The organism is Stenotrophomonas sp. PS02297 (genome assembly GCF_029959705.1).
Lineage (GTDB): Bacteria > Pseudomonadota > Gammaproteobacteria > Xanthomonadales > Xanthomonadaceae > Stenotrophomonas > Stenotrophomonas nitritireducens.
Genome location: NZ_JASCOS010000119.1, coordinates 1 through 10,947, shown reverse-complemented (window position 1 = coordinate 10,947; position 10,947 = coordinate 1). Strand labels below are relative to the sequence as shown.

Sequence of the window (10,947 nt, the reverse complement as noted above, 5' to 3'; positions counted from 1 at the left end):
GTGCCAGCCCTGGGCGGGCACACGCCGCCGTGCCATGCGCCACCAGCAGCAGGCGTTGGCGGCGAGCAGGGCGAGCAGGGCCAACGCCAGGCCTTGCGCAAGCGTCGGTTCAAACGTCCACGCGGGCTCGAGCCAGAGCACCAGCCAATAGGGCACATAGCCGAGCGCGATCATTGCGAAAACCAGCCACGGCGGGATGCTGACCCAGAACAGGCCGGCCAGCAGGCCGACGCCGAGGATCGCCAGGTTGAGCGGCAGCGGATGGGTGCCGGACAGGGTCAGCAGGATGGCCGGTGCGACAACCGCCAGCAGCAGGGCGGCTGCCGCGTGGCGCAGGTTCTGGCCGGCGACCCGCGGCAGGCGCAGCTGCGTGGCCTGCACCGAGAGCGCGATCAGCCGGCTGCCGCCGAGCATGGCCCAGAACATCACCAGGACGGCGGCCAGCGCCGAGCCGAGGCCGGCGGCTTTTTCCTCGCCGATGCCCAGCCATGGCAGCGCGACGCCCAACACGCAGGCCAACGCCAGCAGCCCGTTGGTCCAGGTGCCGGCCGCCAACACGGTGCGCAGGGCGGTCGCCGCCGATGACGGGCGGCGTGTGGCGAGGGCGGTCATTCGGCCACCTCGATGAACAGGTCTTCCAGGTTCAACGGATCGGCGTGGATGCCTTCCATCTGCAGCAGATCCTGCCAGCCTTCGCGCCGGCTGACGACCAGGCCCAACGCGCCGTCGGCCAGCGGCTTGCGCGCCAGTTCGCCGGGCAGCCTGGCCGGCAACTGCGCGGCGCCGGAGCCCGGGACGAACAATCGCATGGTCTGGCTCTTCAGTTCGTCCAGCGGCTGGTTCAGCAGGATGCGGCCTTCGTGCAGGAAGGCGACGTGCGAGGCCACGCGCTCGAGGTCGCTGATGATGTGGCTGGAGAACAGCACGGTGGTGCCGTTGTCGATGGCCTGCTCGACGATGTCGCGCAGCAGTTCGCGGCGCGCCACCGGGTCCAGTGCCGAGGCCGGTTCGTCCAGCACCAGCAACGCGGGGCGCGGCGCCAGCGCACGCACCACCGCCAGCCGTTGCGCCTGGCCGGGCGACAGCTTGCCGATGGCCTGGGCCGGATCCAGGTCCCAACGCTTGAGCAGGGCATCGGCATGAGCGCGCTGCCATTGCGGATAGAGCTGGGCGAGATAGCCCATCAACTGGCCGACCTTCATCCAGCCGAAGGACTGCGGCTGCTGCGGCACGTAGCCCAGGCACTGCTTGCGGGCGTCGTCCAGCGCCAATGCCGGCGCGCCGAACAGCCGCGCCTGCCCGCCCTGCGGACGCAGCAGGCCGAGCAGGCAGCCGATCAGGCTGCTCTTGCCGGCGCCGTTGCGGCCTATCAGGCCCAGTACCTGCCCGCGCGGCAGGTGCAGGTCGACGCCGCGCAGCACCGCATGCCTGCCATAGGACAGGTGCAGGTTGTCCGCGCCCAGCGGCATGTCGAGGTCGAGATCGGCGGCGATGGCGGAGGCGGGTGCGGCCAGTGCGTTCATGTCGGGTCCTTGTCGAGCAGATGTTGCAACCGCGCGAGCACGCGATCGCTGGGAAGTTCCAGTTCTTGGCAATGACGGGCGAGCTGCCGGAGCAGCGGTTCGGCCAACTGCATGCGCGAGTTCACGCTGTCGCGGCGGAGGCTGCCGGCGGCCACCGCCATGCCCTTGCCGCGCAACCGCTCCAGCACGCCTTCGGCCTCCAGCTGGCTGTAAGCGCGGGACACGGTCATCGGATTGATGGCGTGGGCGCTGGCCACCTCGCGCACCGAGGGCAGCAGGTCGCCGGCACGCAGTTGCCCGGCGCTGACCAGCCGGCGCAGTTGCTCGGCGATCTGGCGATAGATCGGCTCGGCATCCTGGGGATTGATGTGCAGCAGTCTTGCGTCCATGTGTATCAATACAACAATACACTTGGCTTTTGTCAAGTGCCGGCGTGGCCAGATGCCGGTGGATCAGGGGACGGAGGCATGCGGGAAGCGCAGCTCTCCCTGCGGCCCGGCCATGCGGAACGGGATCGAGGCCAGCGCCAGCCCGGTGTTGGCCTGTACGGCGAAGTGGAGGTGCGGGCCGGTGCTATGGCCGGTGTTGCCGGATCGGGCCAGCACCTGTCCGGCCAGGATCGCCTGTCCGGGCCGGGCCGACAGGCTGCCCGATTGCAGATGTGCGTAGAGCGCCATGCTGCCGTCGCCATGCAGTACCCGGACCAGGCAGCCGTCCTCGGGCGAATCGGCCACCACCTGCATCACCGTGCCGGCGCGGGCGGCGAGGATCGGCGTGCCGTCGGGCAAGGGAAAGTCGATGGCGTAGCGGTTCTGCGCGTCGCCATGGCTGCGCGGTCCGCCGATGCCCTGGCTGACGCGGACCGGGACGCCGTCGAACGGCAGCCGGTAAAGATGGTCGTCGGGCCGGGCGGACGGGTCGCCGGGAAAGGCGTCGAGCAGCAGGCGGATGGGGCCGCCATCGTCGCCCAGCCACAGCAGCTGGCGCTGACCGCCGGCCGGCAACAGCACCGGCGCGACCACGTCGGCGCCATCGGCGCCGTTGCGCAGGCGGACCTGTACCGGGCCGGCCAGCAGGTTGCGCACCTGCGCCTCGTGGCCGCCGGCCCGGTGTTGCAGGACCAGACGCGCGAAGCCGGTGTCGTGGCCGATGCCGTTTTCCTGCGCCGCCGGGGTGGAGGCGGCCAGCCCCCAGCCCTGGCGCCAGCGCGGCGCGGGGCCATCGCCGTGGGCGGGCAGGGCGAGCGTCGCGGACAGGAGCAGGAACGGCAGGCGGCGCATGCGGTGGCGACGGAGGAGGTGGCCGGATTATGCCGGCATGGTTGCAACGGAAACTCCATCGCTCTATCCGAATAAAGAGATTGACAAGGGCCGGGGCGGCTGGCATCGTGTGCCCACCATCGAGACCGGCAGAGGGACAGGCCCTTTGAAGCCGGGGCAACCAGCAGCTGCGCAAGCGTCTGTGTTTGGTGCCAAATCCTGCGGTGACCCCTGTGTCCGCCGAAAGATGGTTCGATCCGTGCATCGCACGGCGAACGCATGAGCTCCGCGAAGCTCGATGGCCGCTCCTTCACCGGAATACCGCCATGAGTTTCGCTACCGCCCTCGCCGCCAACGACGTTTCCCCCGCCGCCATCGACGCCGCGCCGTCCGCCGTGCGCGGCGAGGTGACGGTGCGCCTGGCGATGCGCCACGCCGGCGAGCGCGTCCTGCGCCTGCGCTATGAACTGGTCGGCCGCGCCCATGCGCCGGTGGTGCTGGTGGCCGGCGGCATTTCCGCGCACCGCCACATCGCCGCCAACGCGGTGTTCGGCGAGAAGGGCTGGGCCGACGGCCTGGTCGGCAGCGGCCGCGCGCTGGACCCGGCGCGCCGGCGCTTGCTCGGTTTCGATTTCATCGGCGCCGATGGCGACCTGGACGTGCCGATCGACACCGCCGACCAGGCCGATGCCGTCGCCCTGCTGCTGGACGCGCTGGGCATCGACTGCCTGCACGGCTACGTCGGCTATTCCTACGGCGCGCTGGTCGGCCAGCAGCTGGCCATCCGCCACCCGCAGCGGCTCGGCCGGCTGGTCGCGGTCAGCGGCGCGCATCGTCCGCATCCCTACGCCTCGGCCTGGCGCGCGCTGCAGCGGCGCGCGGTCGCGCTGGGCCAGCTGCAATGCGCCGAAACGCATGGGCTGGCGCTGGCGCGGCAGTTCGCCATGCTCAGCTACCGTACCCCGGAAGAATTCGGCGAGCGCTTCGACGCCGCGCCGGAAGTGGTGAACGGCCGCGTGCGCGTGGCCGCCGAGGACTACCTCGACGCCGCCGGCGCGCAGTACGTGGCGCGCACCCGCGTCGATGCCTACCTGCGCCTGTCCGAATCCATCGACCTGCACCGCATCGATCCGGCCGCCGTCGGCGTGCCGACGCTGGTGGTCGCGGTCGAGGGCGACCGCCTGGTGCCGCTGTCCGACCTGGTCTCGCTGGTCGAGGGCCTGGGCACGCGCGGCAGCCTGCGCGTGCTGCGCTCGCCCTATGGCCACGACGCTTTCCTGAAAGAAACCGATCGCATCGACGCGATCCTCGCCAACGCCCTTCGCCTTCCCGGAGAAAACGCATGAGCCTGTCCACCGCTTCCGATGTGTCCTGTTGCCGCGCCACCGCGGCCGTGCGTGCCGGCATCGACCGTGATACCGCCTTTGGCGCGGTGACGCCGCCGATCGTGCTGTCGTCCAATTTCAGCTTCGACGGCTTCGGCAACAAGCGCCAGTACGACTACACCCGCAGCGGCAATCCGACCCGCGACCTGCTGGGCGAGGCGCTGGCCGAACTGGAAGGCGGCGCCGGCGGCGTCATCACCTCCACCGGCATGGGCGCGATCAACCTGGTGCTCAACGCGCTGCTGCAGCCGGGCGACAAGCTGGTGGTGCCGCACGACGCCTACGGCGGCAGCTGGCGCCTGTTCAACGCGCTGGCGACCAAGGGCCATTTCGAGCTGATCACCGCCGACCTGACCGACCCGCGCGCGCTGGCCGATGCGCTGGCGCAGTCGCCGGCGCTGGTGCTGGTGGAAACCCCTTCCAACCCGCTGCTGCGCATCACCGACCTGCGCTTCGTGATCGACGCCGCGCACAAGGCCGGCGCCAGGGTGGTGGTGGACAACACCTTCCTGTCGCCGGCGCTGCAGAATCCGATCGCCTTCGGCGCCGACGTGGTGCTGCACTCGACCACCAAGTACGTCAACGGCCACAGCGACGTGGTCGGTGGCGCGGTGATCGCGCGCGAGGCCGAGGTGCACCAGCAGCTGACGTGGTGGGCCAACGCGCTGGGCCTGACCGGTTCGCCGTTCGACGCCTTCCTGACCCTGCGCGGCCTGCGTACGCTGGACGCGCGCCTGCGCGTGCACCAGGAGAACACCCGCGCCCTGGTCGACCTGCTCGCCACCAGCGACGTGGTGGCCCGGGTCTATTACCCGGGGCTGGAATCGCATCCGGGCCATGCGGTGGCCGCGCGCCAGCAGAAGGGCTTCGGCGCGATGTTGTCCTTCGAGCTGGCGCAGTGCGAAGGTGCCGATCCGCACGCGGCGGTGCGCGCCTTCGTCGAAGGCCTGCGCTATTTCACCCTGGCCGAATCGCTGGGCGGCGTGGAGAGCCTGGTCGCGCACCCGGCCACCATGACCCATGCCGCGATGACCGCCGAAGCGCGTGCCAAGGCCGGCATCAGCGACGGCCTGCTGCGGCTGTCTGTCGGTATCGAGGCCAGCGAGGACCTGGTGGCCGACCTTCAGGCCGGGCTGCTGCGCGCCGCGCGCGTGCTGGCCGACGGCCGCCTCGATGCCCAGCGAAAAACGGTGGATGCATGAGCGCGCAGCTGCGTCCGCAGGCGGCAGCGCAGGCGCGGCTGGTGCTGCTGGGCACCGGCACCGTCGGTTCGGCTTTCGTCGCTCGTTACCAGGCCCTGCGGCAGCGGCAGCTCATGCTGCCGTCGCTGCACGTGGTGGCGAACTCGCGCATCGCGCTGGCCTGCGGCGATGCTCCCGAGGCCATGCTGTCGCGCGCCCGCGACGCGGACCGGCAGGGCGAGGCGCCGGCGCACCATGAGGAAGTCGGACGCCTGCAGGCGGGCGACATCGTGGTCGACGCCACCGCCAGCGAGGACGTCGCCGCCGAACACGCGCACTGGCTGGCGCGGGGCATCCACGTGGTCACCGCCAACAAGCTGGGCAACGGCACCACGCTGGCGCGCGCGCGCCAGATCGGCGGGATCGTGGCCGCTGGCAATGCGCGCTACGGCGATGCGGCCACGGTCGGCGCGGGCCTGCCGCTGCTGTCCAGCATCCGCGCACTGGTGGCCGGCGGCGACCGCATCCATGCCATCGAAGGCGTGCTGTCCGGTTCGCTGGCGTGGCTGTTCCATCGCTTCGACGGCAGCCAGCCGTTCTCGGCCTGCGTGCGCGAGGCGGCTGCGGCCGGTTACACCGAGCCGGATCCGCGCATCGACCTGTCCGGCGAGGACGTGCGCCGCAAGCTGCTGATCCTGGCGCGCGCCGCCGGCGTGGCGCTGGAAGCGGAGCAGGTGGCGGTCGAATCGCTGGTGCCGCCGGCGCTGGCCGCGTTGCCGGCCGCGCAGGTCGATGCCGCCCTGGCGCAACTGGACGCGCCGCTCGCCGGTCATCTGCTCAGCGCACGCGAACAAGACCTGTCGCTGTGTTTCGTCGCCCGCCTGGATGGGCACGGCGCCAGCGTCGGCCTGCGCGCGCTGCCGGCGGACCACCCGCTGGCCGGTGGCCGCGGCACCGACAACCGCGTGGCGATCCACAGCGACCGTTACCGCGAACAACCCTTGCTGATCCAGGGTCCGGGAGCGGGTGCCGAAGTCACCGCGGCCGCGCTGCTGGACGACGTGCTGGGCATCGCCAATCGTTGAGGACGAAGGTCGGTCGCGCTCGCTTTGACTGCCGACAGGCGGGCAGGTGCTGCCGCGACGTCCTTCGTGGATGCGGGGCCTGCCCCGCAGGTGGACTGCCCGGCGATGTTCCGGTGCAGCGGGCTGGGCCCTGCTGAACCACGAGGGTGCCGGCCCGCATGCAGGTCCCCGCCCGACCCGCGGTCGGGTGCCGCTCATGGGGCTGCGATGACGGGGGCTGGCAGCAGGCTCAATGCCGCGCGGACTTCTCGCTTAGAAAGCGTTCGACCTCGGCACGGCCCATGCGCGCTCCCTCGCGGTCGACCGCGTTGAAGTCGACGCCGTTGTCCCACAGCTGCGGTGCGGTGAGTACGGCGATGTCCTCTGCGGCGGTACGGGCCTGCAGGTCGAGCAGGCGCTTGTTGAAGCCGGCTGCCTGCAGCCATGCGCTGTAGCTGGAGTCGTGTTCGGTGGCGAACTGGTCCTGGTAGCGGCATTCCTCCCGCGCCGGCGACGGCAGGGCATCGCACTGCGCGTTGCGCTGGTGCAGGCCGATCACGGCGTCGGCCTCCATCTGGCGTTGCGCGGCGGCGGCCCAGAGCGCGACGCAGATGCTGGCGCAATAGCCGCGCACGCGCACGGTGAGGTTGTTGCGGCGGACGATGCGCGCCGCTTCCAGTCCGGAGACGGCATAGCCGCCACCGCTGGTGATGTCGATGCGGCGTACCGAGGGCGTCGCATCCAGCATCGCCTTCAGGTCGTTGGCGAAGTTCCGGCCCACGCCGCCTTCCACGCGCAGCGCATTGCCTTGTTCCTGCAGGATCATGCGGGCTTCGCCGATGTCGGCCAGCGTGGTCGATTTCTCGCCATGGACGAGGTGTGCCTGCGGTCGCGCGACGGGCGCTGCGGCTTCCAGCGTGGCGACGGCTGTCTCCACCGCCGCCGGCTTCCTGCCGATGAACCAGGCGAGCACCAGCAGCACGATCACCGCTGAGACGAGCCGGGGCAGCGTCAGGCCGCCACCGCCGCGCGGGGCCGGCGTGGCCGTGCGCGGACGGCGCGGCGGCGCCGGTACGTCGGGTTGCTGCCCATTCTGCATCCCTGACCCCTAAGCTCGATGGCGATGCGGAATTCTGGTGCGTCGCCGGGAGCCAGTGCAATACGCTGCGGTGTGCGCAACGGAAAGCGGCGGGAGCCCGTCCGTGCGCGTCGCCCGTCCCTGCGGGCGAAGGGCTACGAAGTGGCTTCGCAGCGGATTTCGCCTTCGATGCCGTACATCTCCAACAGGCCGTTTTCCACCAGCCACCAAGGGTCGCCGGCAAGCGCGGACAGATCGTCGGGCAACTGCGCGCCCGGTACCGGCTGGTAGGCGATCCAGCCGTTGCGCCCGGAGGTCTTGGCCCGGTACAGCGCACGGTCGGCGAGGGTGACCAGTTGCTCCCAGCCGAGCAGGCGCGGATGGCTGGGGAACAGCGGGCATTCGATCAGGCCGACCGAAGCGGTGAGGCGATGCCGCTGGCCGTTGCCCAGGTCGAAACTGTGTTCGGCGATGCGGGTGCACAGGCGCTGGCCCAGCCGCGCCAGGCTGCCGCGCGGCAGCGGGCGGAACACCAGCAGGAATTCCTCGCCGCCCCAGCGCGCCACGTAGTCGCCACTGCGCTTGAGTTCGCCGAGCAGCTGGCCGATCTGCTCCAGCACCCGGTCGCCGGCGGCGTGGCCGTGGGTGTCGTTGACCGATTTGAAATGGTCCACGTCGAGCAGGGCGAACACCACCGCCTCGCTGCCGTCCCGGTAACCGTCGTCGCGCTCGTAGAACGACAGGTCGGTGGGAATCTGCTGGGACAGGTAGCGCCGGTTGTGCAGGCCGGTGAGCGGGTCGGTGAAGCTGATCGCCTTCAGCTGAGCGTTGGCGGCCTGCAGGTCGCGGGTGCGCTCCTGGACCAGCCGTTCCAGCTGCGCGCGCTGGCGGGCGTAGCGGTGCTGCAGCCCGAGGTAACCCAGCCAGATCAGTCCGGCCAGCCCGAGCACGGCCAGCAGGCGGAAGGCGAGGGTCTCATGCAGGCGCCGCGGGATCTCCACGGCGACATGGGCGGCGTTGCGCAATGGCTCGGGGTGGCTGAAATCGGCGACTTCGAAGGTGTAGTAGCCGGGCGGCAGGCTGGCGTAGCTGGCATTGCGCATCGCCGGGTTGTCCAGCTCGTGCCAGTCCTTCTCGTAGCCGGCCAGGCGATAGCGCAGCTGCGGGGTATGCATCGGCTGGAAGTCGGGCAGGCTGAATTCGAAGCGCAGGTCGCGGGCGTCGAGCGGCAGCTTGAGCGTGCCCTGGCCGGCCGCCAGGCGGCGGCCCTGGACCTGTACGTCGTCGATCCTGATCCTGCGCGGCGTACTGTCCGCGGCCGTGCCCACGTCCACCAGCAGCGCGCCATCGCGGGTGGGCAGCCACAGCTGGCCATCGCGCAGCACCCCGCGGCTGTTGCCGGCGCCGTTGCAGCACTTGTCCTGCTGCCCGCCGGCGCGGTCGGCACCGGAGTTGATGACGATCTGCGCGGCCAGCGGCTGCTGCGGGTCGGCCAGCGCCCGGTCCAGCGACGCCAGCGGCAGGCGATAGACGCCGCGCATGCCGGCGACCCACAGGTCGTTGCCGTTCTCGGCCAGATGGAAGGCGACATTGGCCGGCAGTTCGCGTTCGCGGTCCAGCCAGTGCCAGCGACGGCCATCGTAGAGGCGCAGGCTCTCGCCGTTGCTGGTGCCCAGGACCCAGCGCCCGTCCTCCAGTTCGAGGAAGGCGGTGACCGGCGTGTCGTCGGGCAGTCCACCCAGCCGGCCAGTCGGCAGGATGCGGCCATCGCGCCATTCGTACAGGCCCTGGTAGGTGCCCAGCAGGATGCGGCCGTCGCGGGTTTCGTGGACCAGGCGGATGCGCGGATCGGCCAGTCCGTCGCGTTCGCCATAGCGCGACAGGCGCTTGCCGTCCTCCAGCAGGAACAGCCCGCGGGTGGTGGCGAACCACAGCCTGTCGGCATGGTCGCGGAGGATGCCGTTGATCTGCGCGTCGCGCAGCGGGGCCAGTTCGGGCGGTTCCTCGAGCCGGTCGCCGCGCAGCACGGCGACGCCGGCGCGGGTGCCGATCCAGGTCTGGTCGCGTTCGGGCAGCAGGCTGTAGGCCTCCGGGTGCGGCAGCCGGTTGCCGGTCACGCGGCTGCGGAAACGGCCATCGCGCCAGACGGCGACGCCATCGCTGCTGCCGACCCAGATGCCGCCGTCGGGTGCCGCGGCGATCGACCAGAGCAGCGGGTCTTCCAGTCCATCGGCCTGGCTCAGGCGCCGGGCCCAGCCGTTCCAGGCACGGGTCACGCCCTCGACCATGCTGCCCAGCCACAGGTTGCCGTCGCGGTCTTCGAAGATCGAGCGGACGGCGATGGCGCCGGGCGCGTTGCGGATGCGTTCGGGCGGCCGGCCGGCGCGCAGCCGTTCCAGGTATTGCGGCGTGGCGACCCACAGGTTGCCGTCGCGGTCGGCCTGCATCGCCTCCACGGTCAGGGCGTCGCCCAGGTGGCCATCCGCCGCTTGCCAGCTGCCGTTGCGCAGGCGGAAAAGGCCGTGGCGGGTACCGGCCCAGAGATCGCCATCGGCCTGCGCCAGCGCGGTGACCGATGCGCCGTTGGCTGCGGCCGGCAGGGGCAGGGCGCGCACCTTGCCGCCGACGATGTGGAATACCCGTCCTTCGCCGCCGGCCCACAGCCCGTCGTCGCGCGCCAGCAGGCTCAGGGCCGGTTCCGGCAGGACATGCACCCGCCGCAGCCGTCCCTCCTGCGGCGCGCAGATGCCTTCCGCGCAACCGACCAGGATGCGATCGTCGACCTTCAGCAGGGCGCTGGCCGGCGCAGGGCGGTCGGCGACGGTGGGGGCGATGGCGCGGAAGCGTTCGTCCTCCAGCACCAGCAGCCCCTGCGAGGTGCCGATCCACAGCCGGGCGTTGTCGTCGGCGAGCAGGGCCAGGATGTTGTTGCCCAGTTCGGGGGCATCGTGCTGGGTGTAGCGGACGAAGCGCACCCCGTCGAACCGCGCGAGCCCGGTCTGGGTGCCGAACCACAGGTAGCCGGCAGGATCCTGGGCGATGGCCAGCACGCTGATCTGCGGCAGCCCCTGGTCCACGCCCCAGGTGTCGGTGACGTAGTCGCGGAAAGGTTTGCCGGCTTCCAGTGCGGCAGCCGGCAGGGAAACCGCCAGCAGGACCAGCAGCCACAGGCGAGCCAACAGTCCGGCGCCGGCTGCCAGCGACCGGCGCGGATGGCGGATGGTGGATGGATTGTCGATCGAGATTCCCCCTGAATCCCGTACTGACGTCAGGTTACATCGAAAACCATAGCGGCCCCGTACGTGCCGACTTGAATCCTCTTTGCCGCATTCAGCATTCGATGACGTTGACGGCCAGCCCACCGCGGCTGGTTTCCTTGTACTTGTCCTGCATGTCGCGGCCGGTGTCGCGCATGGTCTTGATGACCTTGTCCAGGCTGACCTTGTGCTTGCCGTCG

General features: G+C 70.8%; 10 protein-coding genes and 1 riboswitch. Of the genes, 3 read left to right on the top strand and 7 right to left on the bottom strand.

Annotation, left to right across the window (positions count from 1 at the left end; all coding sequences use genetic code 11):
* The 4 genes from QMX80_RS16280 to QMX80_RS16265 all read right to left on the bottom strand — a co-directional run.
* Positions 1–612, bottom strand: a 612-nt coding sequence (locus QMX80_RS16280; protein ID WP_282278180.1) for a hypothetical protein, incomplete at its 3' end; no start/stop codon positions are given.
* The gene (locus QMX80_RS16275; RefSeq protein ID WP_282278178.1) at positions 609–1,523 is read right to left on the bottom strand and encodes an ABC transporter ATP-binding protein; all 915 of its coding nucleotides are present in this window, start codon (positions 1,521–1,523) and stop codon (positions 609–611) included. The genes QMX80_RS16275 and QMX80_RS16280, both read right to left, overlap by 4 nt.
* On the bottom strand, positions 1,520–1,912 hold the full coding sequence (locus tag QMX80_RS16270; RefSeq protein WP_055771056.1) for a GntR family transcriptional regulator: 393 nt from the start codon (positions 1,910–1,912) through the stop codon (positions 1,520–1,522). The genes QMX80_RS16275 and QMX80_RS16270 overlap by 4 nt, the downstream gene beginning before the upstream one ends.
* Before the next feature lie 63 nt (positions 1,913–1,975).
* Positions 1,976–2,803, bottom strand: coding sequence for a M23 family metallopeptidase (locus QMX80_RS16265; protein WP_282278175.1), 828 nt, complete (start codon positions 2,801–2,803; stop codon positions 1,976–1,978).
* A 113-nt stretch (positions 2,804–2,916) separates the two neighbouring features.
* Positions 2,917–3,036: riboswitch (SAM riboswitch) on the top strand.
* Between the two features lie 72 nt (positions 3,037–3,108).
* On the opposite strand from QMX80_RS16265, the gene QMX80_RS16260 reads away from it, so the two are divergent.
* From QMX80_RS16260 to QMX80_RS16250, 3 genes are read left to right on the top strand one after another with little or no spacing between them, the layout of a single operon-like run.
* Positions 3,109–4,128, top strand: coding sequence for a homoserine O-succinyltransferase (locus QMX80_RS16260; protein ID WP_273082815.1), 1,020 nt, complete (start codon positions 3,109–3,111; stop codon positions 4,126–4,128).
* Positions 4,125–5,369, top strand: coding sequence for an O-succinylhomoserine (thiol)-lyase (locus tag QMX80_RS16255; RefSeq protein ID WP_057505269.1), 1,245 nt, complete (start codon positions 4,125–4,127; stop codon positions 5,367–5,369). The genes QMX80_RS16260 and QMX80_RS16255 overlap by 4 nt, the downstream gene beginning before the upstream one ends.
* The gene (locus tag QMX80_RS16250) at positions 5,366–6,433 is read left to right on the top strand and encodes a homoserine dehydrogenase (protein WP_282278170.1); all 1,068 of its coding nucleotides are present in this window, start codon (positions 5,366–5,368) and stop codon (positions 6,431–6,433) included. The genes QMX80_RS16255 and QMX80_RS16250 overlap by 4 nt, the downstream gene beginning before the upstream one ends.
* Before the next feature lie 229 nt (positions 6,434–6,662).
* Here the strand turns inward: QMX80_RS16250 and QMX80_RS16245 are convergent, their stop codons facing one another.
* The 3 genes from QMX80_RS16245 to QMX80_RS16235 all read right to left on the bottom strand — a co-directional run.
* The gene (locus QMX80_RS16245; protein WP_282278169.1) at positions 6,663–7,511 is read right to left on the bottom strand and encodes a hypothetical protein; all 849 of its coding nucleotides are present in this window, start codon (positions 7,509–7,511) and stop codon (positions 6,663–6,665) included.
* A 134-nt stretch (positions 7,512–7,645) separates the two neighbouring features.
* The gene (locus QMX80_RS16240) at positions 7,646–10,669 is read right to left on the bottom strand and encodes a ligand-binding sensor domain-containing diguanylate cyclase (protein ID WP_282278167.1); all 3,024 of its coding nucleotides are present in this window, start codon (positions 10,667–10,669) and stop codon (positions 7,646–7,648) included.
* A 151-nt stretch (positions 10,670–10,820) separates the two neighbouring features.
* Positions 10,821–10,947: L-serine ammonia-lyase, iron-sulfur-dependent, subunit alpha (locus QMX80_RS16235; protein ID WP_282278182.1), on the bottom strand; the 127-nt coding region annotated here is incomplete at its 5' end.